Annotated in this window: 25 protein-coding genes; 15 read left to right on the forward strand and 10 right to left on the reverse strand. The window is 72.8% G+C overall.

Annotated features, from left to right (window positions below; translation table 11 throughout):
* Positions 1-7: 7 nt before the first annotated feature.
* The 4 genes from IEY63_RS10240 to IEY63_RS10255 are packed head-to-tail and all read right to left on the reverse strand — an operon-like array spanning position 8 to position 2897.
* The gene (locus IEY63_RS10240; RefSeq protein ID WP_189068912.1) at positions 8-1273 is read right to left on the reverse strand and encodes a DUF1800 domain-containing protein; all 1266 of its coding nucleotides are present in this window, start codon (positions 1271-1273) and stop codon (positions 8-10) included.
* Positions 1274-1297: 24 nt separating this feature from the next.
* Positions 1298-2065, reverse strand: coding sequence for a sigma-E factor regulatory protein RseB domain-containing protein (locus tag IEY63_RS10245; RefSeq protein ID WP_229784635.1), 768 nt, complete (start codon positions 2063-2065; stop codon positions 1298-1300).
* A complete protein-coding gene (locus IEY63_RS10250) occupies positions 2062-2352 on the reverse strand; it encodes a hypothetical protein (protein ID WP_189068913.1) in 291 nt (96 codons plus the stop codon). Before IEY63_RS10250 ends, IEY63_RS10245 begins: the two co-directional genes overlap by 4 nt.
* Positions 2349-2897: an RNA polymerase sigma factor gene (locus IEY63_RS10255; protein WP_229784636.1), complete on the reverse strand. Its 549-nt coding sequence runs from the start codon at positions 2895-2897 to the stop codon at positions 2349-2351. The genes IEY63_RS10250 and IEY63_RS10255 overlap by 4 nt, the downstream gene beginning before the upstream one ends.
* Before the next feature lie 71 nt (positions 2898-2968).
* On the opposite strand from IEY63_RS10255, the gene IEY63_RS10260 reads away from it, so the two are divergent.
* From IEY63_RS10260 to IEY63_RS10280, 5 genes are all read left to right on the forward strand, one after another.
* Complete coding sequence (locus tag IEY63_RS10260) at positions 2969-3631, forward strand: metal-dependent transcriptional regulator (RefSeq protein WP_058974392.1); 663 nt, start codon at positions 2969-2971, stop codon at positions 3629-3631.
* A 136-nt stretch (positions 3632-3767) separates the two neighbouring features.
* Positions 3768-4484 carry an adenosylcobinamide-GDP ribazoletransferase gene (locus IEY63_RS10265; protein ID WP_189068914.1) on the forward strand — a complete coding sequence of 239 codons (717 nt, stop codon included), beginning with the start codon at positions 3768-3770 and terminating at the stop codon, positions 4482-4484.
* A 3-nt stretch (positions 4485-4487) separates the two neighbouring features.
* Positions 4488-5060 (forward strand): histidine phosphatase family protein, encoded by a 573-nt coding sequence (locus IEY63_RS10270; protein ID WP_229784637.1) that lies wholly within the window; start codon positions 4488-4490, stop codon positions 5058-5060.
* A gap of 19 nt (positions 5061-5079) precedes the next feature.
* Positions 5080-6147 (forward strand): nicotinate-nucleotide--dimethylbenzimidazole phosphoribosyltransferase, encoded by a 1068-nt coding sequence (cobT, locus tag IEY63_RS10275; protein ID WP_189068915.1) that lies wholly within the window; start codon positions 5080-5082, stop codon positions 6145-6147.
* Between the two features lie 64 nt (positions 6148-6211).
* Positions 6212-8083 (forward strand): S1 family peptidase, encoded by a 1872-nt coding sequence (locus IEY63_RS10280; RefSeq protein ID WP_189068916.1) that lies wholly within the window; start codon positions 6212-6214, stop codon positions 8081-8083.
* 117 nt (positions 8084-8200) lie between these two features.
* On the opposite strand, the gene IEY63_RS10285 is transcribed toward IEY63_RS10280, so the two are convergent.
* Entirely contained in the window at positions 8201-9442 is a 1242-nt protein-coding gene (locus IEY63_RS10285; RefSeq protein ID WP_189068917.1) for a phosphotransferase family protein, read from the reverse strand.
* Positions 9443-9503: 61 nt separating this feature from the next.
* Positions 9504-10247, reverse strand: a complete 744-nt coding sequence (locus IEY63_RS10290) for an SDR family oxidoreductase (RefSeq protein ID WP_189068918.1) — start codon at positions 10245-10247, stop codon at positions 9504-9506.
* Positions 10248-10360: 113 nt separating this feature from the next.
* On the opposite strand from IEY63_RS10290, the gene IEY63_RS10295 reads away from it, so the two are divergent.
* The 3 genes from IEY63_RS10295 to IEY63_RS10305 are packed head-to-tail and all read left to right on the forward strand — an operon-like array spanning position 10361 to position 11617.
* Positions 10361-10756: a winged helix-turn-helix transcriptional regulator gene (locus IEY63_RS10295; protein ID WP_229784638.1), complete on the forward strand. Its 396-nt coding sequence runs from the start codon at positions 10361-10363 to the stop codon at positions 10754-10756.
* Positions 10749-10994: a hypothetical protein gene (locus IEY63_RS10300; RefSeq protein ID WP_189068919.1), complete on the forward strand. Its 246-nt coding sequence runs from the start codon at positions 10749-10751 to the stop codon at positions 10992-10994. The genes IEY63_RS10295 and IEY63_RS10300 overlap by 8 nt, the downstream gene beginning before the upstream one ends.
* Positions 10991-11617, forward strand: coding sequence for a phosphoribosylanthranilate isomerase (locus IEY63_RS10305; RefSeq protein WP_189068920.1), 627 nt, complete (start codon positions 10991-10993; stop codon positions 11615-11617). Before IEY63_RS10300 ends, IEY63_RS10305 begins: the two co-directional genes overlap by 4 nt.
* 261 nt (positions 11618-11878) lie before the next feature.
* Here IEY63_RS10305 and IEY63_RS10310 read toward each other — a convergent pair whose 3' ends face one another.
* On the reverse strand, positions 11879-12751 hold the full coding sequence (locus tag IEY63_RS10310; RefSeq protein WP_189068921.1) for a metalloenzyme domain protein: 873 nt from the start codon (positions 12749-12751) through the stop codon (positions 11879-11881).
* 170 nt (positions 12752-12921) lie between these two features.
* On the opposite strand from IEY63_RS10310, the gene IEY63_RS10315 reads away from it, so the two are divergent.
* The 4 genes from IEY63_RS10315 to IEY63_RS10330 all read left to right on the forward strand — a co-directional run bounded on the left by IEY63_RS10315 (position 12922) and on the right by IEY63_RS10330 (position 16582).
* Complete coding sequence (locus tag IEY63_RS10315; protein ID WP_189068922.1) at positions 12922-13803, forward strand: nucleotidyltransferase domain-containing protein; 882 nt, start codon at positions 12922-12924, stop codon at positions 13801-13803.
* Positions 13804-13905: 102 nt separating this feature from the next.
* Positions 13906-14535: an RNA ligase family protein gene (locus IEY63_RS10320; RefSeq protein ID WP_189068923.1), complete on the forward strand. Its 630-nt coding sequence runs from the start codon at positions 13906-13908 to the stop codon at positions 14533-14535.
* Positions 14532-15818, forward strand: coding sequence for an AAA family ATPase (locus IEY63_RS10325; protein WP_189068924.1), 1287 nt, complete (start codon positions 14532-14534; stop codon positions 15816-15818). Before IEY63_RS10320 ends, IEY63_RS10325 begins: the two co-directional genes overlap by 4 nt.
* Positions 15785-16582 (forward strand): nucleotidyltransferase domain-containing protein, encoded by a 798-nt coding sequence (locus tag IEY63_RS10330; RefSeq protein WP_229784639.1) that lies wholly within the window; start codon positions 15785-15787, stop codon positions 16580-16582. The genes IEY63_RS10325 and IEY63_RS10330 overlap by 34 nt, the downstream gene beginning before the upstream one ends.
* On the opposite strand, the gene IEY63_RS10335 is transcribed toward IEY63_RS10330, so the two are convergent.
* A complete protein-coding gene (locus IEY63_RS10335) occupies positions 16569-18140 on the reverse strand; it encodes a hypothetical protein (protein WP_189068925.1) in 1572 nt (523 codons plus the stop codon). The two genes, IEY63_RS10330 and IEY63_RS10335, sit on opposite strands and share 14 nt — an antisense overlap.
* 129 nt (positions 18141-18269) lie before the next feature.
* Here IEY63_RS10335 and IEY63_RS10340 point away from each other — a divergent pair, with 129 nt between their 5' ends.
* Positions 18270-19511 (forward strand): metallophosphoesterase, encoded by a 1242-nt coding sequence (locus IEY63_RS10340; RefSeq protein ID WP_229784640.1) that lies wholly within the window; start codon positions 18270-18272, stop codon positions 19509-19511.
* Here IEY63_RS10340 and IEY63_RS22450 read toward each other — a convergent pair.
* Complete coding sequence (locus tag IEY63_RS22450; RefSeq protein ID WP_189068926.1) at positions 19438-20376, reverse strand: DMT family transporter; 939 nt, start codon at positions 20374-20376, stop codon at positions 19438-19440. The two genes, IEY63_RS10340 and IEY63_RS22450, sit on opposite strands and share 74 nt — an antisense overlap.
* A gap of 195 nt (positions 20377-20571) precedes the next feature.
* Here IEY63_RS22450 and priA point away from each other — a divergent pair, with 195 nt between their 5' ends.
* Together priA and IEY63_RS10355 are read left to right on the forward strand one after the other, a co-directional pair.
* On the forward strand, positions 20572-23088 hold the full coding sequence (gene priA / locus IEY63_RS10350) for a replication restart helicase PriA (RefSeq protein ID WP_189068927.1): 2517 nt from the start codon (positions 20572-20574) through the stop codon (positions 23086-23088).
* Between the two features lie 54 nt (positions 23089-23142).
* Positions 23143-23391: a DUF6959 family protein gene (locus tag IEY63_RS10355; RefSeq protein ID WP_189068928.1), complete on the forward strand. Its 249-nt coding sequence runs from the start codon at positions 23143-23145 to the stop codon at positions 23389-23391.
* A 1-nt stretch (position 23392) separates the two neighbouring features.
* Here IEY63_RS10355 and IEY63_RS10360 read toward each other — a convergent pair whose 3' ends face one another.
* Positions 23393-25153, reverse strand: a complete 1761-nt coding sequence (locus IEY63_RS10360; protein ID WP_189068929.1) for an ABC transporter ATP-binding protein — start codon at positions 25151-25153, stop codon at positions 23393-23395.
* Positions 25154-25245 lie beyond the last annotated feature (92 nt).

Genomic DNA, 25245 nt, shown 5'->3' on the forward strand with positions numbered 1-25245 from the left:
CGGGGGGTCAGGCGAGCTGGAATTCGGGGCTGATCAGGCTCAGGTACGTGCGCTGGCGGCCCTTGAGGCTGCTCAGGAGCACCGCGCCCGCCGGGCGTTCCTGGCCGGTCAGGGCCAGCAGGCTGGGCGGGGTGTCGAGGTTGGGGGCCTTGGAGCCCATGGTCAATGCGGCGGCGACCTGCATGCGCAGCAGTAGGGTGGTGTCGTTGATCCACTCGCGGCCGCCGTCCCAGCCCTTGACGGTGTCGGGTTCCAGCAGCACCTGTCCCATGCGCCCGGCGGTGCCGGCGAGGTTCAGCAGGGAGCGCGCGTCGATCTTCGGCTGGCCCAGCGTACGGATACCGCCCACCAGGAACTCAATGGGCGAGCGGATGATGCGCGAGCGGCTGGCGTAGAAGGCCTCACTGGCGAGCAGTTCGGTCAGGACGGCCATGACGTCGCCCTTCGTGCGGGTCCAGGTCTCGGCGCTGCTCTTCACGGCCGCGTCGTCCGGGGTGTCGGCCAGGAACGCGCGGTGCAGTTTGCGGCTCACGAAGGTGGCCGTGGTGGGCTGCGAGGTGGCGATCCGGATGATGTCCTCGCCCTTCAGGGCGCCGCTCTGGCCCAGGTACGTCTTCTTCCCGTCGTCGTGCTGCTGCGGCTGGTACACGAAGCGCGGCTGCTCGAGGTACTGCTTGTTGCCGCGCCCACCCTGGAAAGTCCAGCCGGTCAGGGCGCGTGCCCCCTCGCGAACGTCGTTTTCCGTGTACGCACCGATGCCGGTCGTGAAGAGTTCCAGCAGTTCCCGGCTGAAGTTCTCGTTCGGTTTGCCCTTGCGGTTCTGGTCGTTGTCGAGGTACCGGAGCATGGCCGGGGACTGCGCGACCTCCAGCGTGAACCGTTCGAAGGACCGCGTGGCGGCGTGGCGGCGCAGCAGGTTCAGGTAGTCCACCACGGCGGGCACGTTGCGGACCTTGTCGGTGGCGATCACGAAGTGGTTGCTCCAGGTCAGGGCCAGTTTCTCGCGCAGCGGGTGCGGGCCGTACGCAAGTTCGTACAGCCACGCGCCGCGCCCGAGTTGCAGGGCCGCGCCGGGCGTCGCGCCCTGCAGGGGATCAAACGGGTTGCCGGGCGCGACGCTCTGATCGAAGGTCAGTGCTGCGCGGGCCACGTCCTGGGCTTTCTGGCCGACCAGGGCGCGGATCTGCTCGTCGGTCGCGCCGAAGGCGGTGCGGCGCAGGAAGTGCGCGGCGTCCTCGGCGGTCAGGGGGCGGGACAGGGGGGTCAGGGGCATGCGGAACTCCTTGAAAGGGGGGCGTTATGGATTGGAGTCAGGAGAGGTCGAAAAAGTTCCCAGCGGGTCCGGGGTCGCGCTGCGCACCCCCGCCAGGGCCGCCTGGAGCGTCGGCTGCGGCAGGTTCCCGACCAGCCACACGAACACCTTCCCCACGCGGCGCGAGGTGACACCCGGCGCGGCCTTCACGTCCTGCGGGACGACAACCAGCGTCAGGCCGTTCAGGCCGTCGGTCAGGGCGACCTCCAACCCCTGACCGCGCGGCTGCACACCCACGGGCGTAAACCCCGGCGGGAGTTTCAGGCCCGGCAGGGCGCGGGTCAGGGCGGCGCGCAGGCCCTCGGGCGCGGCGGGCGGGGCCGGGCGAGTCACGCGGGCTGGACTGGGCTGCACGCGGGTCAGGGCAGCGCGGCGGGCCAGCGTGCCGTCCGCTCCGCGCTCCTCGAAGGCGAGCGGCACGTTCCACTTCAGGTCCACCCACAGCGTCCAGCGCGCCGCGTCCCCGACCTTCGGGGTCAGCGTGAAGCGCGCCGCGTCGCGCCCGGCGACCTGCTCGGTGCCGGTGCGGGTCACGCTGAAGTTCTTCGTCAGCAGCGCGGGCCGTACCGTCAGGGCGGGCAGCTGCGCGGCGGCGCGGGTGGGGGTGGCGCGCGGGGGGAACAGCACGGTCACCTCGGCCTGCCCGCGCGCCACCTGCGTGCGGGCCTGCTTCAGGGCGGCCTGCACGTCCTCCAGATCGCCCGCGTGCGCGGTGCCCAGCGTCAGCAGCAGCAGGGTCAGGCGGCGCCTCACCAGTCGGCTCCCCACGCGCTCTGATAGGCGTCGTACGCGGCGCTGCTGGGCAGCGGGCCGGCCCGCTGCGTGGCGGGGCGCAGCACGGTCAGGCCCGCCACCAGGGCTGCCGAGGCAAGTGCGCCGGTCAGCCACCCCGCGCGGCTGCGGGTGCGGGCGGCGCGGCGGCGGGTCAGGAAGCGGTCGGCGGCGCCCACGTCGGCGGGGGTCAGCTGGCGGGCCTGCGCGAGCAGGGTGTCGAGGTCGTCATATTCATCGGTGTATTCACTGGGGTCGTGGTGGATCATGGGGTCACTCCGACGCGGGTGAGCAGGGCGCGCAGGGCCGCGCGGCCCCGGTTGATGCGGCTCTTCACAGTGCCGAGTTCCGCGCCGGTCAGCGCGGCGATCTCGGCGTATTCCAGGCCCGACAGTTCGCGCAGGGCGACCGCCTCGCGCTGGTCGGGCGGCAGCTGCGCCAGCGCCCGGGCCAGGCGGTCGCGGACCTGCGCCTGCTCGCCCGCGCGGGCCGGGTTGTGCGGCGCGTGGGGTTCCGGGGTATCCGAGAGCGGCACCGCCTGCCGCGCGCCGAGGGCCCTGTGGCAGGCGTTCAGGGTGATGCGGTGCAGCCAGGTGCTCAGGCTCGCCTCGCCCCGGAAGCCTTTCAGGGCCTTATGCGCGGCGATGAACACCTCCTGCACGATGTCGTCCGCCGCGCCCGGCCCCACGAGGCTGGCGGCGAGGCGGTGCACCTGCGGCGCGTGCGTTCTCACGAGCGCCTCGAAGGCCCGCTCGTCCCGCGCGGCCAGGCGCGCGAGATGCAGGTCGGACAGAGTGTCGTGCGGATCATTCAAGGGCACCTCATACCTTAGAGGAGGCCAGCCACGAAAAAGTTCCCATCTGCGGTGCCGCTACACTGGGCGGCATGACCGGCCGTTCCCTGTCCCGCTCGGCGGAGGATTACCTGAAGCACCTGTACACGCTGGGGCAGGCGGGCAAGGTGAACACCCAGGCTCTGGCGGCGGCGCTGGAGGTTGCGCCCGCCAGCGTGACCGGCATGCTGCGCAAGCTGACCGAGCAGGGCCTCGTGTCGCACGCGCCGTACCAGGGCGCGCAGCTGACCGCCGAGGGCGAACGGGTCGCGCTGGAGGTCCTGCGCCACCACCGGCTGCTGGAACTGTTCCTGCACCGCGCGCTGGGCGTCCCGCTGGACGAGGTGCACGAGGAAGCCGAGCGGCTGGAACACGCCCTGAGCGAGCGGCTGGAGGCCCGCATCGCGGCGTGGCTGGGCGACCCCACGCACGACCCGCACGGCGACCCGATCCCCACCCTGGACGGCGAGCTGCCGCACCAGCCGCAGCGCCGTCTGTCGCAGCTGGCGCCTGGCGACACCGCGACCGTGGCGCGCGTCCCGGACGGGGACGCCGATCAGCTGCGGGCCATGATGGCCGCCGGGCTCACGCCGGGCGCGCCGCTGCGGCTGGACGCCGTGGACGCCGCGCTGGGCACCCTAACCGTCTGGGCGACCGACCACACCCTGACCCTCTCGCTGGGTGTCGCCGCGCAGATCCACGTGCAGACGACCTGATGCGGATGCCGTCTGTTTCGTCGACCACCCGGGACAGCGCCGGGTGGTCGACTCCACGCCCGGCATCCGCTTTCCTCCCACTCGCCTCCGCTCGGATGAAACGGTTTGGACAAACCGCTCCATCGGAGGGGGCCTGATGCGCGATCAGCTGCGCGCGGCGCATCTGGCGCTGACGTTCCTGACGACCCTGCCCCTGCCGCATATCAAGGAGATACGCGACGGGGACTTCGCGCGGGCGAGTGCGTACTACCCGCTGGCCGGGTACACGGTGGGCGGCGCCGTGGCGCTGCTGCTGTGGCTGGACGTGCCACTGCCCGGCGGGGTGATCGCCGCGCTGGGCGTGGGCGCGTGGCTGCTGCTGACCGGCATGCTGCACTTCGACGGGCTGGTGGACAGCGCCGACGCCCTGTTCGCCATGAAGACGCCCGCCGAGCGGCTGGTGATCCTGCGCGACGTGCACATGGGCGCGTTCGGATTGGCGACGGGGGGCCTCTATCTGCTGCTGCTCTGGACCCTGCTGTCGGCGCCCATCCCCCCGCTGGCGCCGCTGGTGGCTGCGGTGGCCGCGCGGACGCTGCTGCTGATCCCCATGAACACCTACCCGGCGGCGCGCGCCGAGAGCCTGGGCGCCCGCTCGCGCGAGGGCCGCCTCTGGGCGGCGGCGCTGATCGCCGCGCCGACCCTGCTGATCCCCGGCGCGTGGGCGGCGTGGCTGGCGGCGCTGATCGGCGCGCTTCTGGTCGCGGCGTTCGCGGCGCGGCGGCTGGGCGGCGGCCTGAACGGCGACACGTACGGGATGATCGTCGTGACGGCGGAACTGCTCGCGCTGGGCGCGTTCGCCTGGGGCCGCTGAGCCGTGCCGGACGCCCTGACGCTGCACCTCGTGCGTCACGCGCCTACCCTCCCGAACGCGCAGCGCCGCTACCCGCACCCGCGCGAGGACGCGCCCCTCACGCCCGCCGGGGAGGCGCTGGCCCGCCGCCTCGACCTGCCCCGGCACGCGCTGGCGTTCACGTCTCCGCTGGGCCGCGCCCGGCAGACCGCGCGACTGGCCGGATTCCCGGACGCCCTCCCCCACCCGGCGCTGGCCGAGGCAAGTTTTGGCGTGATGGCCGGGCACACCTGGGCCGAACTGGAAGCCGCGCACGGCGACGCGCCCCGCGCCTGGATCGAGGCATTGAGCGACCCCGCGAGTCCCCACGGCCCCCCCGGCGGCGACACCGGGCAGGGCTTCCACGCCCGCGTGCAGGGGTGGCTGGATACCCTCCCGGCGGGTGAGGTGGTGGCCTTCACGCACGCCGGGCCGCTGCTGGCCGCGCTGCGCCTGACCGTGAACCTCTCCGCAGTGGCCGCGCCGCCCGGTATGGTCGCCACCCTGCGCCGCGAAGCCGGACACTGGTGGCTGACGGCGCTGTGGCCGCCCGCCTGAACGGGCAGAATGCGCGCTGATGCTTCCTGACCTGACGGCCCTCCTGACTGCCATCCAGCCTGCCGATGCCGACGCGATGGGGCGGGCGCGGGCGCGGCAGGCGCAGCTGACGAAACCGGCGGGCGCGCTGGGCGATCTGGAGGAGCTGTCGGTGCGGCTGGCGGGCGTGCTGGGCAGCGAGCGGCCTGATCCACGGGGCGTGGCGGTGATCGTGGCGGCGGGGGATCACGGGGTGGCGCGCGCGGGCGTGAGTGCGTACCCGCCCGAGGTGACCCCGGCGATGGTGGCGAACTTCCTGGCGGACACCCCGGCGGGGCCGGGTGGCGCGGCGGTGAACGCGCTGGCGCGGGCGGTGGGCGCGCGGGTGTACGTAATGGACGCCGGGGTGAACGCGGAGTTGCCCGAGCATCCGGCTCTAGTCCGGGCGGCCCTGCGGCGGGGCACGCACGACCTGAGCGTGCAGGCGGCCATGAGCGTGGACGAGGCGCAGGCGTTGATCCTGGCGGGCGCGGCGCTGGCCCGCCGGGCGATCGAGGACGGCGCGGTCGTCCTGATTCCGGGTGAGATGGGGATTGGGAACACCACCCCGGCGGCGGCCATCACGGCGCGGCTGCTGGGCCTGGACGCGGCGCAGGTGACGGGGCGCGGCACGGGCGTGGATGACGCGCGGCTGGCGCACAAGGTCGCGGTGATCCGCACGGCGCTGGAGCGCACGCCCACCACGGACCCGCTGGAGGTGCTGGCCGAGTTCGGCGGCTTCGAGATCGCGGCGATGCTGGGCGTCATGCTCCAGGCCGCCGCCAGCCGCCGGGCGGTGATCCTCGACGGCTTCGTGGAGGGCAGCGCGGCTCTGATCGGCGTGACCCTCGCCCCGCACCTGCGTGACTATCTGTTCCCCGCCGGGGAATGCGCCGAGATCGGGCACGCGGCGCAACTGGCGCACCTGGGCCTGAAGCCCATGTTCCACCTGAACCTGCGCCTGGGCGAGGGGACGGGCGGCGTGCTGGCCGCGCCGATCCTGCTGGGCGCGGCGGCCACCCTGCGGGAGATGCGGACCTTCGCGGAGGCGGGCGTGCCGGGCGCCTGACCCCTGCGGCGGTGCCCATGGCGGGGGTCTAGGCAACGTGTCTGACCTGAGGTTCAATAAGAACATGAGAATCTTGAAGGTCTGGGCATGTGCAGCGCTGCTGCTGGGCTCGTGGGCGGGCGCTCAGGCCCTGCCGAAGACAGTGCGGGAGCGGATCATTCAGGCGACGGTCATGCTGCTCCCCACCGACGAGGAGGGCGAGCTGGACGGCTCGCTCGGCTCGGGCAGCGTGATCAGCCCGCAGGGCTTCATCCTCACGAACTACCACGTGGTGGGCGACCCCGACACCCGGCAGCTGTCCAAGTGGATTCAGGTGCGCGTGGTGCAGTTCGCGGACCGCGAACCGGTGTTCACGTACTGGGGCAAGGTGGTCGCCGCCGACCCGAACCTCGACCTGGCCATCGTGCAGATCGTGGAGGACCGCAACGAGAAACCCGTCGGGAAGCTGAACCTGCCCTTCGTGGAGGTCGGGGATTCCAACACCCTCAGCATCGGGGATGACATCTACGTATTCGGCTTCCAGGGCACCGGCGGCATGACCCTCTCGTTCTCACGCGGGTCCGTGGGGGGCTTCACCGGGGAGGACCTGAACACCAGCGGGCGCCAGTGGGTCAAGCATGACGCGCAGACCGGGCCCGGCAACTCGGGCGGTGGGGTGTTCGACGAGAACGGCGCGCTGGTCGGGGTGCACTCGGCGGGCGTGGCCGGGGATCACAACTCGCGCACGTCGTTCATGCGGCCCCTGGCGCTCGCGTGGGGCCTGATCACCCCGAACGTGACGGGTTTCGTGGTCCGCAAGGGCGGCGGCGCGGCCGTGACGCCCAGCACGAACACCAGCGCCGGAGCGGGCGGCGGTGTGTGGCCCCCGGCGCTGGCGACCGGGCGGGCCAGCGTGACCGGCACGGTCCGCGTCACGGGCGGCGCGGCCGCCGGCACCTGGACGACGGACTTCACGGAAGTCACGGACGACGGCAGCCTCAAGGGCCGGGCCCGCAGCGGCAGCAAGGACCAGACAGCGTTCTTCTACTACAACGAGGATGACAACGAAGTCTGGGTGGAGTGGACCCCGGACGGCAAGGCGTACAGCAGCTGCGTCGTGGAACCCAGCGGCGTGAAGGCCGGCAGCGGCGACTGGACCGGCAGCCTGTACGCCTTCCCGAACCTGGAATCGGACGGCACGCGCACCGGGGACTGCGTGGTCAGCCTCAGGGCCAAGACCTCGGGCACCAGCACGAGCACCTCCACCACGGCGGCACCGGCGGGCACGTGGCCCCCAGCGCTGGCGGCCGGTCAGACCTGGACGGTCACGTTCTCGCAGGGCGGCGCGTACAGCGTGAAGCTGGGCGCCAAGGACAGTGACGGCGATTACCCCGGCACGGCCACGCAGGGCGGCAAGACCAGCAACGCGCTGTTCACGCTCGACGGTCAGTCCCTGCTGATGATCGTCGGTCAGGCGGACAAGACCTTCCACACCTGCACCGTGGACCGCACGCTGCGCGGCAGCGCCAGGGCCTACCAGGACAGCAAGGACCCGGGCGTGGCTGCCGGGACGTGCACGCTGGCGAGCGGCGCAGCAGCCGCGTCCACCGGCAGCGCCGCCCCGGCCCTGAAGTGGCCGCTGGCCCTGAAAGTCGGGCAGCGCTGGGACGTGAGCTTCCCCGGCGTGGGCACCTTCACGGTCAGCCTGGACGAGCCGGACGAGGACAGCGGCTTCAGCGGCGCCGCCACGCGCGGCAACGAGAAGGGCAGCGTGCTGATGGACGCGGACGCCAGCGAACTGCTGGTGATCGTGCAGCGCACCGACAAGACGTTCCTGGTATGCAGCGCCGACAAGGGCGGCCTGAGCGCCGGGAGCGTCAAGGGCGACGCGACCAGTCACCGTGACAGCAAGGACAAGGGCACCAGCCTGGGCAGCTGCACCGTCACGCCCCGGTAAACCAGATGTCCGTGAGCGCCACCCCTGCGAGAGGGTGGCGCTCCTTCTGTTCTGCTGCGGGGCGGCTGGGACCAGCCCGGCGCGGCGGCAGGTCCGTCCAGCCTGCGGCTCAATCCTTCAGGGGAGCAGGCGGCGCAGGTGCCACAGGTGCGCGCCGGCCCATTCGCGGCGGTCCTCGACGGCGCCCTGGATGCCATCGAAGTAGCCGAGGGCGCGGTACAGTCCGCCGGTCAGGGTCGCGTCGGCGTGCAGGGCGCGCAGTTCGTCCAGCGGGGCGAGGTCCAGCCACTCGCGCAGGTACGCGTCGCGCGCGCCGCTCAGCACCTCCGGATCGGTGTCGGTGCCGTCCGGGCACAGGTAGGCGGGATTCGCGTCGAGGAACGGGTGCGTGAGGCTGGCGTCGGACCAGTCGAGCAGCGTCACCTGCCCGGCCTGCGTGGTGACGTTCCCGCCGTGCAGGTCCCCGTGCCCCAGCGTGAGGGGCAGGGGACTGGCGCGCAGCCGGTCCAGGGCCGCTTCCAGTTCGGGACGGCGGGCGCGCAGGGCGGTGGCCTCAGCGGGCGTCAGGGCGTTCGCGTGCGGGCCGCCCTCGCCGGCGTGAAGGCTCTCGTCGCTCAGCAGGGCGTCCAGTTGCCCCAGCAGGTACGTGGGGCCGCGCTCACGCAGGTGCAGGTCGGGCAGCAGGTGCAGGGTCGCGCGCTGCACCTGCGCCAGCTGACGCAGGACCGCCTCCGGGTCGCCCCCGGCGTCCCCGCAGGCGTCCAGCAGCAGGAAGCCGCGCCGCTCATCCGCGGCCAGGACGGGTGGGGCGGCGCCGGGAACCTCGGCGGCCAGGCGGGCGGTAACGGTCACCTCCCGCGTGAAGAAGTCCGGGACGGCCTTGAAGTACACGGGCCCGCCTAGCGCCGGAACGCGCCACAGCACGCTGATCTGCCAGTGTTTCAGCACGACCGGGTCCCCCTGGCGCGGGCGGTCCTGCGCGGCCAATTCCTCGTCCAGCCAGTTCAGGGTGCCCGCGTGCCAGTCCGGTTGGAACCAAGGCGTGCGGACCGGGCTGAGTGCAGCCGCGGCCAGGTCGCGCAGTTCGTCCGGGAGCGGGCCCGGATGGGTCGCCTGCGGCGTGAACAGCTGCCACGTGCAGGTGGCGCGGGTCACGCCGTCCCCGTCCGGGGCGTGGCGGGTGAAGGCCAAGCGCCGCCCCAGCCAGCCCTCGATACCTGCGGCGCGCGCGGCCTCCAGCACGTGCTCGCCGTAGTACACGGGCGTGGTCACGGTCAGGGTCCGGCCCTGCACCTCGTGCCCGCCGGGCGGCGTGAGCAGGAGGTGCAGGGTGGTCTCGCGGCGCGCGGGCTCACTCATGCCCGCAGCGTGGCACGTTCCCTGGCGTGCGGGCATCCGCCAGGTGACGCACCCCCGGGCGTTACTCGCCGTTCAGGCCGCGGAACACCTGCGCGTACGTGCCGTTCAGCGCGGCGTTGCGCAGCGGCAGCACGCGCTCCACGAGGACTTCCTGAATGCCGGGCCGGGCGAGCAGGGTCATGGTTTCCTCGATGAAGTCGTTCAGGGGCATGGCGTGCGGGTCGTGGCTGCCGCCGGGCATGAGTTCCGTGGCGACGTAGGGCGGCGCGAGTTCGATGACCTGGGCGGGCGTGCCGCGCAGCTGGTGGCGCAGGCTCTCGGTGTAGGAGCGCAGCGCGGCCTTGGTGGCGCTGTATGTGGGCGTGCGGGTCAGGGGGATGCTGGCGAGGCCGGAGGTGACGTTCACGATGACCGGGCTGGGCTGCGTGAGCAGATGGGGCAGCAGCGCCTGCGTGACGCGGACCGGGCCGAGGAGGTTGGTGGTGACGGTCGCCTCGGCGGCCGGGAGGGCCGTGCCGTCCAGGAGATTCTCGGCGAGCATGATGCCGGCGTTGTTGATCAGGACGTTCAGGGTGGGGTGGTCGGCCGCGACCTGCGCAGCAACCCTCTGGATGGAAGCGGGGTCGGTGACGTCCAGGGGATAGGCGTGCAGGCCGGGGTGGGCGGCCACGGCGGCGTCCAGAGTGCGCTGGCTGCGGCTGGCGATCAGGACGGTGTTGCCGTGGTCCAGCAGGGCCTGCGCGAGGCCCAGGCCGATGCCGCTGCCGCCGCCGGTGATCAGGATGGTGTTGCCGGTGATGTTCATGGGGTCTCCTCCGGGGGGTAGCCTGTCGTGTGGGCCACCCATCCCTGTGTCCCGACCATACCCCCGTCACTCTCTTTTGGGAAGTAGGCACCCGAAAGTGCTATAGTTACCCGGTGGAGAGCACTCAGAGCGTGGCACCCTGGCCGCACAGCACCCCGGAGGTCGAGGGGCTGGTGCGCGAGATGATCGGCCGCGTGGCTGACAAGTGGACCCTGATCCTGCTGGAGGTCCTGGAGGAGCGCGGCACGCTGCGCTTCACGCAGATCAGCGCGCAGGTGCCCGACATCAGCCAGAAGATGCTGACCAAGACCCTGCGGCAGATGGAATTCGACGGCCTGCTGACCCGCGAGGTGCACCCGGTCATCCCGCCGCGCGTGGAGTATACCCTCACGCCGCTGGGCCGCAGCCTGAGCGAGGCGTTCTGCCCGGTGTGGCTGTGGGCCGAGGCGAACCACGCGGCTGTCATGCAGGCCCGGGCGCGTTTCACGGAGAATGCAGCGCATGAGTGACCGGGAACTGAACTTCGCGCGCGAGATCATGGGCAGCCGCCCGTACCGGGACGTGCCCGATACCGAGGTGCTGCGGGAAGCTGAGCGCCTGCTCGACGGCTGGATGGCCGGGGAGCTGCGCATGGAACGCCCGAAGATCTACGACCACTACGCGCTGCTGCTGCTGGCCCTGACCCGGCAGGTACGCGCGCTGGAGGCCCGGGTGGCCGAACTGGAAGCCGCGCGGGAGACCCCATGAGCGTGAAGGTCAAGGTGTGCGGCACGACCAGCGTCCACGACGCCGTCCTGAGTGCCGAGGCGGGCGCCGACGCGCTGGGGTTCATCTTCGCGCCGGTCAGCAAGCGGCTGGTCAGCCCGCAGGTGGCGCGCGAGGCGGGCCTGAGCGTGGGTCCCAGCGTGGCGCGCGTGGGCGTGTTCCTGAATCAGGGTCTGGACGAGGTGCTGCGCACCGCTGAGGCCGCGCGGGTCAGCGCTGTGCAACTGCACGGACCCTTGTCAAGTCTTTACGTCAATGCGGTCGCCGCGTATTATCCCGTTCTGCGTGTCGCGCAGCCCGCCGATCTGGCGGCGCAGGCGGACATGTGGCACGGGCACCCCGGCGTCACCCTGATGCTGGACGCGCCCGAACCCGGCGGCGGGATTCCGCTCGACTGGGACGCCCTGCGCCTGCTGTTCCCCCACGGGGCGTGGCTGGCCGGAGGCCTGGGGCCGGGGAACGTGGCGGCCGCCATGATCGCCCTGAGGCCCGCCGGGGTGGACGCCGTGAGCCGCCTGGAAGCGGGGGCCGGCGTGAAAGATCCCCGCGCCGTGCGGGCTTTTGTGAGCGAAACCCGCCGCGCCGCCCAGAGTTATCCACAGTGAAACGGCGGCCTGTGGATAACTCTGGGGTCCGTGGAACTCTTCCACCCTGCACCTGAAAAGCGTGTTTCACACGAACAAATGACCCACCGAGCAGGGTTGCGCCCTGCCCCTTATCCACAGGCTGTCCACAGCGCCTGTGGATAAACCTGTGGATAACCTGCCCGGCTCCGTGCCCGGCGCGTCCTGCTGCCCACCCCCGTGGGCGGCCTCTCATCCTGAATGGGTGCGCCGGACACTCTAACAGCCGGGTCCCCAGACCAGTCAAGCCGGCGCCAGCCCGAACCAGCCCGCCAAGATCTGCCCGGCCTCCACCACATCCGTCGGGTTGCCCAGCGGCAGACCCGCACCGGCGAACGGCACGCGCGCCAGCGTGTGTCCCTTCGTGCGCAGGTCCTCCAGATTCCCGTGGTCACTGCTCAGCGCCACCCGCGCCCCCGCCCCCAGCAGGCCCGAGAGCAGCGCGTCCACCCGCCGCAGGTACGACCGCCCGGCCGCCAGCGCGTCCCCGGGCACGTCCGGCGCGCCCGCGTGGCCCAGCAGATCCCCGAACCACAGGTCCAGGGTCAGCAGATCGAGTTCCGCGGCCGCGCGGGCCAGCCCCTCACCGTGCCGGATCAGCCGGTCCAACGCCGCCCGCTCCCCCACCCTGCCCTCCCAGGGCCGGGCGTACGGCAGGCCCAGCGTCGCCCCCAGCAATGGCACCCCCGGCGGGTTCAGCGGCAGGCCCGCCGCGCGGAACGCGAACGGAAAGCAGCCCATCCGGTTGCGGCGACCCGCCCCCGATTCCAGCGCCTGAAAGTACGCAGGCACGTACTCGTTGCCCAGCGCCACGCGTGCCCCCGCCTGCGCCAGCCGCACCGGCAACGCCTCTGATTCCAGCAGGCGCTGGAGCGTCGGCCCGGGATGCGGCCCGAAGTGCTCACCCATCACGCGCACCGCGTCCCGCCCCGTCAGCCAGCACGCCTGCCCCGTCCCCGACTGCGGCAGGCCCGGCACGCCCAGCGTCGCGTCCAGGCACCGGCCCGCGTCCACCAGCGGACGCAAGGTGTCCAGCGGCTGATCCCAGACACTCCCGCCCGGCGCGTCCTGCGGGTGCCCCACGCCGTCCAGCGCCAGCCACACGATCCCGCTCAAAGCGTCCTCACGGGCCCAGGATACGCCCGCATACCCTTGACCAATCCTGCATACCACGCTATAGTTTTGGACATCACCGCCCAAGAGGCGGCTTTTTTATTACCTGCTGCCCATCACGCTCGGCCAGTTGACGCATCCCCCCGCGGGCCAGAGCGCGGTAGCGTGCGGGCATGACCCGTGACCTGCTTCCCGGAACGCGTGTGGCGCTGCACGTGCCCCTGCCTGGGCTGGCGCAGGGCACGTGGGGCGTCGTGGTGGGCGGCACAGGCAGCGTGTACGACGTGAACTTCGCGGGGGTGGTACGCCCTGTGAACCGCGTGCATCTGAAAGTCGCCCGTGCGGACGCCGAGGCCCTTCCCCTCCCGGCCGCGCATGAGGACCTGAGCCCCTATGTGCAGTACGCGTGCGTGATGGGCAGTCGCGCCTTCGGGCTGGGCACGGACGCGTCAGACACGGATGTGCGCGGCTTCTACCTGCCGCCCGCCCGGCTGCACTGGAGCCTCGCAGGTGTGCCCGAGCAGCTGGAGTTCGAGGCGCCCGGCCGCGAGGACGTGTACTGGGAGGCGGGGAAGTTCGTGCGGCTGGCGCTGCGGGCGAACCCGAACGTGCTGGAGGTGCTGGCCTCGCCGCTGCCAATGACGGTCACGCCGGTCGCGGCGGCGCTGCTGGACATCCGGGACGCGTTCCTGAGTCGCCTGATCGTCACGACGTACGGCGAGTACGTCCGGGCGCAGCTGCGCCGCCTGGAGAACGAGCGGCGCGTGCACGGCGAGGTGCGGCTGAAACACCTCGTGCACCTGCTGCGCCTGCTGATCAGCGGCGCGCACGCCCTGCGCACCGGGGAGGTCCTCGTGGACGTCACGCCGCACCGGAACGCGCTGCTGGCCATCAAGCGCGGCGAGACGGGCTGGGCCGAGGCGGACGCGTGGCGGCAGGCGCTGCAAGCCGAGTTCGAGCAGGCGGCCGAGCGCACCCGCCTGCCCGAACGGCCCGACGCCGCGCGGGTCGAGGCATGGCTGCTGGACGCCCGGCGCGCTGCGCTCGACTGGTAGGCGTCCGCCCGGTGCCTCCGCCATCCGGCTCAGTGCGGCCCGCGCAGCTGGCCGATGCGGGCACGTTCAGGGCGCGGCTAGGCTGCCGGGCGGTGATGCTGCATGAGAGTCAAGTACCCCTCCACCCCACATCTGCCCTGGTCGCCCGGGCTTCAGAACGATGACCGCCGCATTCCGTCCCTGAGGGGCCTGGATGGACAGGAGGTGGTCGTCACCGAGAAGCTCGACGGCGAAAACACCAGCCTGTACCGCCACGACCTGCATGCGCGCAGCCTCGACACGCGGCCTCACCCGTCGCGGACGTGGGTGAAGGCCGAGCGGGGCCGCTTCGGGCATGAGATTCCGCCCGGCTGGCGGCTGTGCGGAGAGAACGTGTTCGCCGTGCACAGCCTGCGCTACGAGGCGCTGGCCGGGTACTTCTACCTGTTCAGCGTCTGGGACGACCAGAACGTGTCGCGCCCGTGGGCTGAGGTGCGGAACTGGGCGGCGCGGCTGGGCGTGCCCACCCCACGCGAGCTGTACCGGGGCGTGTGGGACGAGGCGGCCCTGCGGGCGCTGACCGTGGACACAGAGCGGACGGAGGGGTACGTGGTGCGCGTGACGGGCGAGATTCCGTACGCGCAGTTCGGGCAGCGCGTGGCGAAGTGGGTGCGGACCGGGCACGTGCAGACCGACGAGCACTGGCTGAACCGCCCGGTGGAACGCAACGGCCTGCGGGACGACCCGGCATGAGGGGGCCGGGTGGGGTGGAGGCACTCCTCGCGCAGCTGGAAGCCGGAGCGCCCGTACCGTTCGAGTCGATCAGTGCCGAGTTGACGCCTTTCGTGTCGCTGCTGGCCCAGCTGCCGGACACGCGGCAGGACCCGCAGTGGCACGCGGAGGGCAGCGTCGCGGCGCACTCGGCACTGGTGGTTCAAGGGGCTCACGAGCTGGCGGACGGGGCGGACCTGCGCGGGGAGCGGCGGGCCGCGCTGATCCTGGCGGCGGCGCTGCATGACGTGGGCAAGGCCCTGACGACCCGGGATGTGTCGGACGAACAGGGGGTTCTGCGGGTGCGTTCGCCGCAGCACGCGCGGCGCGGGCGGGACGCCCTGTCGTTCCGGCTGCTGGATTCTGGACTGCCGCCCAGCCTGATCCGGACCGTGCTGGCGCTGGTCGCCGCACATCACAGCCTGCACCGCGCGCTGGACGGCCACCTGGAACGGGGCGTGCCCGCGCTGGCGCGCCGCGCGCCGCTGCCGCTGCTGACCCTGCTGGCCCGCGCCGACGCGCGCGGGCGGGTGGTGCTGGGCGAGGACGCCCGCGTGGGCGAGGACACCGCGGACCTGCTGGAACTGGCCGCGCGGGAACTGAACGTCTGGGACGCGCCGCAGCCGCTGGCGGAGTTCCGGGCGCAGCTGCGCGCCCTGCTGCCCGGCGCGGACGACGACCTGCTGGCCCTGGCGCTGGGGCGCGGCGTGGCGGACTGGGAGGCGGGCGTGATCCACACGCCCCACGAGGCCGCGCAGCGCGTCCAGGCCGCTGCCCGGCAGGGGTTCCCGCGTCTGACGGTGCTGTGCGGGCCGTCCGGCAGCGGCAAGAGCACCCTGGCCGCCCAGATTCCAGGGGCGCGGGTGATCAGCCTGGACGCCCTGCGCGCGCAGCTGGGGCGCGGCGCGCAGGACCAGCGCATGAACGGGCAGGTCCTTCAGGCGGCCCGCGAGGCGTTGCGTGAGGGCCTGCGGCGGCGTGAGCATGTCGTGTGGGACGCCACCAGCCTGCGGCGCGATCAGCGGGCGCAGGTGCTGGGCCTGGGGCAGGATTACGGCGCGCTGACGCGGGTGTGGGTGGCCTGGACCCCGCCGGGCGTGGCGGCGCAGCGCAACGCCACGCGGGCGCGGGTGGTGCCGGGGGCGGTGCTGGCCGATCAGCTGCGCATGCTGGAATTCCCTGATCTCAACGAGGCGCATGAGGTCACGCTTCACCCTCCTGGAGGTGACGTATGGACGCTGGAATCACCTTTCCTCCTCAGCTGACCAGAGCCGTGCGGGAGCACGCGTTCCCGCTGGTGTTCGCGACGGTCAGTGGGGCGCACCTGTACGGGTTTCCCAGTGCGGACAGCGACTGGGACCTGCGCGGCGTGCACGTGCTGCCGCTGGCGGACGTGCTGGGTCTCAGGGAGGGGCCCGGCACCCTGTCCCTGGAGCGGGATGACGGGACCGTCGAGCTGGATCTGGTGACGCATGACGCCCATAAATTCGCGGGGCTGCTGCTGAAGCGGAACGGGTACGTGCTGGAGCAGCTGCTGTCGCCGCTGGTGGTCCACTCGTCAGCGGCGCACGCGGCGCTGGTGGCGCTTTCGCCGGGGGTGCTGACGCGGCATCACGCGGCGCACTACCTGGGGTTCACGGTGAACCAGTGGCGGCTGCTGGAGAAGGAGGCTCCCACCGCTCAGGGCGCGCGCGTGAAGCCGCTGCTGTACGCGTTCCGCACGGTGCTGACCGGCCTGCACCTGCTGCGCACCGGGCAGGTGGAGGCGAACCTGGGTGTGCTGAACGCCGGGGCGCGCCTGCCGTTCCTGGAGGACCTGATGGCGCTGAAACGTTCGGGCCGGGAGGCCGAACCGCTGCCGGAGCCGCTGGACACGTACCGCGCGGCGCACCTGCGGCTGCTCGCGGCACTGGAGGACGCCCCGCACACCACCCGGCTGCCTGGGGCCGTGCCGGCCGGGGTGCAGCGCGCGGTGAGCGACTGGGTCGTGCAGGTGCGGCTGGGGACCCTGCCCCTCACTGCACGTTGAAGGCCGAGGTGCGGGTCAGGATCACCGCGCCCTGCCGGTTCTGGACGCTCAGGGTCAGGCTGTGCGCGCCGGGGCCGAGCGTGGCGGGCAGCGTGAAGGCGTACGGCAGGGTCTGCCCGACCGGGACGGGCTGCCCGTCGAGGGTCAGCGTGACGCGCGCGGCGGCCTCCACCGTCTTGATCCAGAGGTTCCCGCCATGCGGCGTTCCGCCGGGGACGCTGGTGGGCAGCGCGCGTGGGGTGAGGGCCGCGCCGCTTCCGGGCCGCGCCAGGAACGCCGGGTGCGTGAGCAGTTCACGGAACGCGGCGAGTTTCTCGGGGCTGTCCAGCAGGCGGTAGTCGTTGCGGCGCGTGACGGGCCTGGGCTGCACGTATGGGCTGGTGAGCATGTTCAGGTCCAACCAGTTGATGTTCTTCACACGCGGGTATTTCAGCGCGGCGCCCCAGTACAGCTCGCGGAGTTTCGCGGCAGCGAACGCGGCGTACCCGGTGGCGGGCTGCGCGCCGCTGCGGCTGGAGGACGCGAACTCGCTGATCTGGATGGGGTGCGCGCAGGCGTAGCGGCGGTAGATGACGTCCAGCGCGTCCAGCGGGCTGTCGTTCAGGGCGCTGTCGCGGACGTTGCCGTTGCGAAACGGCGTGGCGTAGACGCTCAGGCCCACCCAGTCCACGGCGTCCGCGCCGGGGTAGTAGCGGTCAATGACGTCCAGGCGGGAACTCATAGGCATCCAGACCAGGGCCACGTTGGGCGCCAGTCTCTGCATGACGTCATGCACGAGGCGGAACTTGGCGCGGTACAGCGTGGGGTCGCGGCTCCACTCGTTGGCGGGGTCGTTGAACTCCCCGGCGAAACGCAGGTAGATGGGCGTGCCCGAGGCGCGGGCGGCCTGCGCGAAGGGAATCAGGGTCTGTTCGGTGATCTGCCGCAGTGGCAGGCCCGGTTCCAGCGCGATGTGCACGGCCATGCCCGCCTGCCGTGCCGCCCGCACCCAGCGGGTGGGGAAGGCCTCGCCGCGGCCGGAGGCGCGCAGCGTGAAGTACCGGAAACTCACGGCCAGTGGGGTGCCCAGGCGCGGGTCCACGCGCAGGGTCCCGGCCGGGGTCAGGGCCTGCTCGTCGGCGTAGCGGCCCAGCAGGATCCCGGCGGCTGGTTCCAGCCGGGCGGGCCGCGCGGCGCAGGTGGGCGCCGGGTCCGGGCTGAAAGTCGCGGGGGCTAGCAGGTACGCCTGGCCGTCCTGGCGGTAGCGGGCGGCGATCAGGTCGGTGGCGCGGGCGGTGTTCAGGTCGCCGCGCGCGCGGGCCAGGTTCGCGGCCTGCGTGTAGGCCTGCACGGCGCCGTCGTAGTCGCGCATCTGGGCGCGGGTGTCGGCCAGGGCGCGCCAGTTGGCGGCGGTGGGGTTCAGGGTGGTCGCCTGGAGGTACGCGGCGTGCGCGGCGGTCCACTGCCCGGCGCGGGCCTGCGCGCGGCCCTGCGCGTACCACTGGTCAGCGCTGCGGGGTGAGGTGGTGGCGGCGGCCGGGACGGCGAGCAGGGCGAGCAGGAGGACGGCGCGGCGCATTCCGCGCATGGTAGAGGCTGAGCACCGCATGAAGCTGCGGCGAAGCTCGCAGGATCAGCTTCGGGTCAGTTTCCACTCACGCGGGACGCCCGTCCGCTCCCGGAAGGCCGCTGTGCGAGGATACGGGGCGTGACCCTGACCGCCGCCCCCGACGTCATCGAGCTGCCCGCGCTGGCCCTGGTGCTGCTCGCGGGCGTGCCGGGCTCGGGCCGCCGGGCGTTCGCGGCGCGGCATTTCACACCCGGCGAGGTGTTCGACGCCCACGCCTTCCAGGAGCCAGCGGACCTGCACGCGGCGGTGGCGGCGCAGCTGGCCGCGGGTGAACTGGCGGTGGTGATCGCCCCGGCCACGCGCCCCGCCGAGCGGGCCCCCTGGTCGGCGCTGGCCCGCGAGCACGACGTGAAGGCGGTGGCCGTCCTGCTGGATGAGGAGCGCGCTGTGCTGGAGGCACGAACAGCGAACAGCCTGAGCCGCGAGGAGCTGATCGCACAGGTTTCGGAGCTGCGGCGCACGGCGGGTGGCCTGCGCGCCGAGGGCTTCCGTCAGGCGTGGCACCTGCGAGGCGCGCAGATCGCCCGTGTGGGCGTGCGGCGCGTACCGCTGCGGGTGGACCGCCGCGACCTGCACGGCCCGTTTGACCTGATCGGGGACGTGCACGGCTGCCTGAATGAACTGCGCGAGTTGCTGGCCTGCCTGGGCTACGCGGTGCAGGGGGATACGATGACACCTCCAGCGGGCCGCACGGCAATCTTCCTGGGCGACCTGACCGACCGCGGGCCGGACAGTGCGGGCGTGCTGCGCCTCGTGATGACCATGGTCGCGTCGGGCGCGGCGCTGTGCGTGATGGGCAACCACGACGAGAAGCTCCTGCGCGCCCTGAGTGGCAAGGCCGTCAAGGCGATGCACGGGCTGGACGTGACCCTGGCGCAGCTGGACGCGGCGGGCCCCGCGTTCCAGGGGCAGGTGCGGGCCTTCCTGGAAGGACTGCCCGCGCACCTCGTGCTGGACGGAGGTCAGCTGATCGCGGCACACGGGGGCCTGCCGGCGCACCTGCACGGGCGCGGGAGTGGCCGCGCGCGGAGTTTCGCGCTGTACGGGGACACGACCGGCGCGTACGACGAGCTGGGCCTGCCGGTACGGCGCGACTGGGCCGCCGGGTACGCGGGCGCGCCGCTGGTCGCGTACGGACACACGCCGCACGCCACGCCCCGCTGGGTGGGGAACACCGTGAACATCGACACCGGCTGCGCGTTCGGTGGGGCGCTGACCGCGCTGCGCTACCCGGAGCGGGAGACGCTCAGCGTTCCGGCCCGCGCCGTGTACGCCCAGCCGCCCCGGCCGCTTCCACCGGGCCAGCCGCCGCTGGCGTGACCTTCGCGGGCCACTGGGCCAGCAGCGCGCCCGCCAGGATCAGCGTGCCCCCCAGCGCCGCGCCGGGCCCCGGCGTCTCGCGCAGCACCGCGCCCGCCAGCAGCACCGTGAAGAGGGGCTCCAGGGTGCCCAGCAGGCTGGCGCGCGTCGCCCCCAGCCGCTGGATCGCGCCGTACAGGGTGGGCACCGCGATGATGGTGGGCAGCAGCGCCAGCGCCAGGATCGGCCCCCACTGCGCCGCCCCCTGCGGCACGCGGAACGTTCCGCCGAGCAGGCCCAGCGCCGCGAACACCAGCCCGCTGATCAGCGCCATGTGCGCCGTGGCCGCCAGGGCACTCACGCCGCCCAGCAGCCGCTCACTGGCCACCAGGTACGTGGCGTACAGCGCGCCCGCACCCGCCGCGAAACCCAGGCCCACGGCGTCCCGGTCCGCGGCGGACGGCAGGCCCACCACCAGGCCCAGCCCCACGCCCGCCAGCGCCACCGCGCCCAGCTGCGTGCGGCGCGGCGCGCGGCCCAGCACCCACGACAGCAGAATCACGAACGCCGGCGCGAGGTACAGCAGCAGCGACGTCGCGCCCGCCGAGACCCGCTCCAGCGCCCCGAAGTAACAGGTGGTCGCCAGGGTGTACAGCAGGCCCACGCCCAGCATCCGCGCCCGCTGCGCACCCGTGACCCCGCGCGAACTGACCGGCAGCAGCAGCGCCGCCACAATCAGGAACCGCCAGCCCAGCGTCGTGAAGGACGCCAGCCCCGCCTGACCCGCCAGTTTCCCCCAGATGCCCAGCGTTCCGAACGCCGCCGCGGACGTCACGCCCAGCAGCACGCCCCGGCGGACATCCAGTTCCCCTGCCCCTCTGCTCATCCGCCCGAGGGTACTGCCTCACCGTTGCCCGGGCACGGGTCGCGCTAGCCTGAGGCACGTGATGCGGCTTCCGTCTGTTTCGTCGACAACCCGGAACGGCACCGAGTCGTCAACTCCACGCCCGGAACCCGCGCGGCTCCTGCTCGCTCCGCTCGGTCCCAATCAGCGCGGTGCGCCGATCGGGACGGATGCTGGATGACCCCACCCGCCGCCCCCTCTCTGGAATCCTGGCTGGTGGTCGTGAATCTGCCCATTGGGCCGTGTGATTTCGCCCCGCCGCACGGCTGGACGGGCGCGGCGCCGCTGGGCTGTCGGGTGCTGGTGCCGTGGCGCGGCGCGCTGGAGGTCGGACTGGTCGTCGGGAGCGGCGACGGACGCGGCGGGCACCGATTGCGGGAGCCCGTGCACGTCCTCGACGACCCCGATGGCCCCTGGGTGACCCCGGCGACCGCAGCCGGCGTGCAGGGCTGGGCGGCGGACGCCCGCATTCCCGCCGGGCTGATCTGGGGGGACCTGCTGGGCGTGGGCTGGCAGGCTGAGGTGACGCACATGGTCCGCGCGGTGGAGGGCGCGAACCTGAGCATGTTCGCGCGCCGCCCGCCCACTGAACGCTGGACGGACGCGGGCGCGTTCCCGGACGCGCTGCTGGACGCCATCCGCGAGCAGGGCCTGCTGGAGGAACGCTTCACGCCCCGCCCCCGCATGCGCGGCGCGGTCGCCGCCCGCCCCCTGGACGAGGTGCCACTCGCCAGCCGCACCGCGACGGTCCTGAGGGCCGTGACCCCCGCCCCGGGGGGCCTGACGGCGAAGCAGGCACAGGCCGCCGCGTGGCTCTCAGCGCACGGCCCCTGCGACACGCTGAGCGGCTGGGCGAAGGGCGCGGGGGTGAGCAGCGGCGTGGTCACGGCGGCCCTGAACGCGGGCGGCGCCGAGTACACGCTGGTCGATGCCCCCCCGCCGCCCGCCTGGACGTGGCTGCACGAGCACGGCCCGGTGGACACGTACGCCGCGTGGGCGAACAGTGCCTCGGCGGACGGGGTGCCGCTGACCCCCACGCAGGCGGGCACGCTGGCCCTGCGCGGCTGGGCCGACACGATCGAGGTGCCGCAGCCCCCACCCGCCCTGCCGGAACCGTACCCGCAACCCGACCCCGCCGGGGCGCCCGACCCGCTGCCGGAGGCGCCGGTGTGGCGGCTGCACGGTGGCCGCGCCCGCGCGCGCTTCGCGCTGCTCGCCCCGCGCGTCACGCGGCTGCTCACGCAGGGGCGGGGCGTGCTGGTCCTGGCACCAGACCACGCGACGCTGCGCCGCGCCTGGGAGGGCCTCTCCGGCCTCGCCGCGCACGCGGGCACGGGGGCGGCGCAGCTCAGCGGCACCCTCAGCGAGCCGCAGCGCGCCCACACCTGGCAGCTCATCCGCACGGGCGCGGCCCGGCTCGTCATCGGCAGCGGGCACGCGCTGGCCGCCCCGCTGGACGACCTCGCGCTGATCGTCGTGCTGGAGGAGGCCAGCGACGCGCACAAACTCCTGAGTGGCAGCCGCGCGTTCCTGCCCGACCTCGCCACGCGCATCGCCGCCGCGCACGACGCCGCCCTGGCCCTGGTGGGCACCACGCCCGCCGCCGAGAGCGTCCCCCACCCCGGCGCGGTCCTCCCCCCGCCGCGCGCCCGCGTGCACGTCGTGGACTACGCCAACCCGCCCGAGCAGGCCGAACTGGGTCCGCTGTCCAGCGTGCACCTGCGCCTCGGGGACCAGGGCTACCCGCTCAGTCACGACCTCGCCCGGGTGCTGCGGCAGGTGCAGGAACGCGGCCGTCAGGCGGCCCTGCTCGCGCCCCGGCGTGGGTACAGCGCCCTGCTGCGCTGCCCCAGCTGCGACCACACCCCGCAGTGCCGCAACTGCGACGTGCCGCTGCGCTTCCACCGCGAGGGGCGGCAGCTCACCTGCCACCAGTGCGGGTACCACCAACCCATCCCCGAACGCTGCGATCAGTGCGGCGACCCCATGTGGCAGGCGCGTGGCCCCGGCACCGAATGGATCGCGCAGGAGGTGCAGAAACTCCTCCCCGGCTTCCCCGTCTACCGCCTCGACCGGGACCGCCAGGACGACCTGACGCCCCTGATGCGCGGCGAGAGTGGCGTCGTCATCGGCACGCAACTCCTGCTGTCCCACGAGCCACCGCCGGACCTCGCGCTGATCGGAGTCACCCTGGCCGACACGTGGCTGAACGTCAGCGACTTCCGCGCCTCGGAGCGCTACCACCGCCTGCTGCGCCAGCTCGCCGAGTGGCACCCCACCCGCGCCCCCATGCTGCTCGTGCAGACCTTCCAGGCGGACCACCCCGCCCTGAAAGTCATGGTGGACGGCCGCGACACCCTCGCGTACCCCGCCGCCGAGGAACGCGCCCGCGCCGCCCTGAACTACCCCCCGCACGCCCGCCTCGCGCAGATCGAGATCAGCGCCCGCGACCAGCACCGGGCCCAGACCGCCGCGCAGGACCTCGCTGACGCCCTCCACGGCGCCGGCGCCACCGCCCACGAGGTCCTCGGACCCGCGCCCAGTCCCGTCGCCCGGGTGCGCGGTGTGTATCCCTACCACCTCTTCCTGCGCGCCCGGAACGACACCCGCCTCGGCGAACTCCTGCGCATCCTCGACACCCGCACCTGGAAAGCCAAGATCCGCGTGGACGTGAATCCCAGAGGCGGGCTGTAGGCAACGTCAGTCCAGCAGCGCGAACCCGCTTCAGTTCACCCAGGGAAGATTGACATGAACATTGGGATCAAGGTCGTTTATCAGGATTCAACCGCCATCATCTTCGAGTCCCCGCTGCGCGCGTATCCCAGTCTGGCCATTCAGGGTGATCGTCTGGCCCTGCTGGCTATCAGAACGCAGGAGGTTCTCGACTCGCTCCGACGGGGAGAGATCAGCGAGGAGAGCCTTGACCTGCTGGAGAACGTGGCGGACACCTTGACTCACATTGATCAGCTGTACCGGGAACACGGCGAGCGTTCATAGCTCAACCTGTCACCTCGGGTACAGGTTCGCCGCCCATCTGGCGTTCCAGGGTGGCGTACGCGCCGCCGCGCCTGCGGAGGGTGTCGGGGTGGCCGTCCTCGACGATGACGCCGCCTGCGAGGACGATGACGCGGTCGGCGGTGCGGGCGAGGCTGGGGCGGTGCGTGACAATCAGCGCGGTGCGGCCGCGCGTGAGTTCGTCCAGCGCGGCGACGACCTGGGTTTCGCTCTCGGCGTCCACGGCGCTGGTGGGTTCGTCGAGCAGCAGCAGGGTGGGCTGGGCCAGCAGCGTGCGGGCGATGGAGAGCCGCTGGCGCTGCCCGCCGCTGAGGCGCACGCCGCGTTCCCCCACGACCGTCTGAAGGCCCTCGGGGAGCGCGTGGACGAAGGTGTGGGCGTGCGCGGCGCGCAGGGCCGCCTCGACCTCGGCGTCAGTGGCGTCCGGGCGGGCGTAACGGACGTTGTTCAGCACGGTGTCGTGGAACAGGAAGGTGTCCTGCGCCATGACGGCGGCGTTCTCGCGCAGGCTGCGCAGCGTGAGGTCCCGCAGGTCGTGCCCGTCGAGTGTAACGAGGCCCTCTTGCGGATCGAAGGTGCGGGTGACGAGGGCGAGGAGGGTGCTCTTGCCCGCGCCACTCTCGCCAAGGAGGGCGACGCGCTGTCCGGCCGGGATGTGCAGTGTCACGTCCCGCAGGATGGGCCGGGCCGGGTCGTACCCGAAGGTGACTCCCTCGAAGCGCAGGTCGCCCCGCACGGGCTGCAGCAGGGGCCGGGCACCGGGCCGGTCCTGCACGGGGACGGGCGCGTCGAGTACCTCGAACACCCGCCGCCCGCTCGCCTCGGCCCGCTGGAGCAGGTCGCCGATGTTCACGAGGTCGTCGATGGGGCCATAGAAGTACCGCCCGTACCCCCGGTACGCGAGCAGGCCGCCGAGCGTGAACTGCCCAGCCATGATCAGCCACGCGCCGCCGCCCAGCATGATCACGTTCCCTAGGTTCCCCACGAAGCGCGCGCGGGGGAAGGCGCGGTTGCGGATGGTCACGGCCTTCACGCCCTCGGCGTACAGGTCATCCCCGAGGGCGCGGATGCGGTCGGCCTCGGCGTCCTCGCGCGCGAAGCCCTGCACCACGCGGATGCCGCTCAGGCGGTCCGTGATCAGCGCGCTCAGGTCCCCCAGGCGGGCGCGCGCCGCGCGGTACGCGGGCCGCACCGTGCGGGCGTAGCGGCGCAGCATCAGCGCCACGGCGATCATCGGCAGGGTCGTCAGAACGCCCAGCAGCGGCTGCAGCGCAATGAAGATGCCAATTACCCCGATCAGGCGCAGGGCGTTCGCCAGCACGGCGTCCGTGCCACGCACCAGCACGTCCTGCAGCGCGTCCACGTCCCCGGTCACGCGGGCGATCAGGTCCCCGGTGCGCTGCCCCTCGAAGTACGCCGCCGACTGCCCCTGCAACTTCCGGTACAGGGTGAGGCGCAGGTCGCGCGTGAACGCCTGCCCGGCCCGCTCCAGCAGCAGCCCCCGCCACGCGGACAGCGCCTGCTGCACGCCGAACACCGCCACCAGCAGGACCAGCTGCCACCCGATGAACGTCCAGTCGCGGTTCGCGATCCCGTGGTCCACCACGCGGATCCACACGAGCGGCGGGTATAGTTCCGCCGCCACGCTCCCCAGCAGCAGCAGCAGCCCCACGGTCACCGTGCGGCGGTACGGACTGAGCAGCCCGTACAGGCGGCGCAACACGGACGGGGAGGAGGCAGGCATGGGCCCGAGGCTACGCCACCCGCGCGCCCGCACCTGTGAGGAGTCCCGCCTTCCCCGTTCCATTTCCCGCGTCGGTCACCTCGTATGCTGCG

It is taken from the genome of Deinococcus radiotolerans (assembly GCF_014647435.1).
Classification (GTDB): Bacteria; Deinococcota; Deinococci; order Deinococcales; family Deinococcaceae; genus Deinococcus; species Deinococcus radiotolerans.

Excerpts from the sequence above, each read along its gene's own strand:
- IEY63_RS10240 (WP_189068912.1), bottom strand. The coding sequence starts at position 1,273 with ATGCCCCTGACCCCCCTGTCCCGCCCCCTGACCGCCGAGGACGCCGCG.
- IEY63_RS10250 (WP_189068913.1), bottom strand. The coding sequence starts at position 2,352 with ATGATCCACCACGACCCCAGTGAATACACCGATGAATATGACGACCTC.
- IEY63_RS10260 (WP_058974392.1), top strand. The coding sequence starts at position 2,969 with ATGACCGGCCGTTCCCTGTCCCGCTCGGCGGAGGATTACCTGAAGCAC.
- IEY63_RS10265 (WP_189068914.1), top strand. The coding sequence starts at position 3,768 with ATGCGCGATCAGCTGCGCGCGGCGCATCTGGCGCTGACGTTCCTGACG.
- cobT (WP_189068915.1), top strand. The coding sequence starts at position 5,080 with ATGCTTCCTGACCTGACGGCCCTCCTGACTGCCATCCAGCCTGCCGAT.
- IEY63_RS10280 (WP_189068916.1), top strand. The coding sequence starts at position 6,212 with ATGAGAATCTTGAAGGTCTGGGCATGTGCAGCGCTGCTGCTGGGCTCG.
- IEY63_RS10285 (WP_189068917.1), bottom strand. The coding sequence starts at position 9,442 with ATGAGTGAGCCCGCGCGCCGCGAGACCACCCTGCACCTCCTGCTCACG.
- IEY63_RS10290 (WP_189068918.1), bottom strand. The coding sequence starts at position 10,247 with ATGAACATCACCGGCAACACCATCCTGATCACCGGCGGCGGCAGCGGC.
- IEY63_RS10300 (WP_189068919.1), top strand. The coding sequence starts at position 10,749 with ATGAGTGACCGGGAACTGAACTTCGCGCGCGAGATCATGGGCAGCCGC.
- IEY63_RS10305 (WP_189068920.1), top strand. The coding sequence starts at position 10,991 with ATGAGCGTGAAGGTCAAGGTGTGCGGCACGACCAGCGTCCACGACGCC.
- IEY63_RS10315 (WP_189068922.1), top strand. The coding sequence starts at position 12,922 with ATGACCCGTGACCTGCTTCCCGGAACGCGTGTGGCGCTGCACGTGCCC.
- IEY63_RS10320 (WP_189068923.1), top strand. The coding sequence starts at position 13,906 with ATGAGAGTCAAGTACCCCTCCACCCCACATCTGCCCTGGTCGCCCGGG.
- IEY63_RS10325 (WP_189068924.1), top strand. The coding sequence starts at position 14,532 with ATGAGGGGGCCGGGTGGGGTGGAGGCACTCCTCGCGCAGCTGGAAGCC.
- IEY63_RS10330 (WP_229784639.1), top strand. The coding sequence starts at position 15,785 with ATGGACGCTGGAATCACCTTTCCTCCTCAGCTGACCAGAGCCGTGCGG.
- IEY63_RS10335 (WP_189068925.1), bottom strand. The coding sequence starts at position 18,140 with ATGCGCCGCGCCGTCCTCCTGCTCGCCCTGCTCGCCGTCCCGGCCGCC.
- IEY63_RS22450 (WP_189068926.1), bottom strand. The coding sequence starts at position 20,376 with ATGAGCAGAGGGGCAGGGGAACTGGATGTCCGCCGGGGCGTGCTGCTG.
- priA (WP_189068927.1), top strand. The coding sequence starts at position 20,572 with ATGACCCCACCCGCCGCCCCCTCTCTGGAATCCTGGCTGGTGGTCGTG.
- IEY63_RS10355 (WP_189068928.1), top strand. The coding sequence starts at position 23,143 with ATGAACATTGGGATCAAGGTCGTTTATCAGGATTCAACCGCCATCATC.
- IEY63_RS10360 (WP_189068929.1), bottom strand. The coding sequence starts at position 25,153 with ATGCCTGCCTCCTCCCCGTCCGTGTTGCGCCGCCTGTACGGGCTGCTC.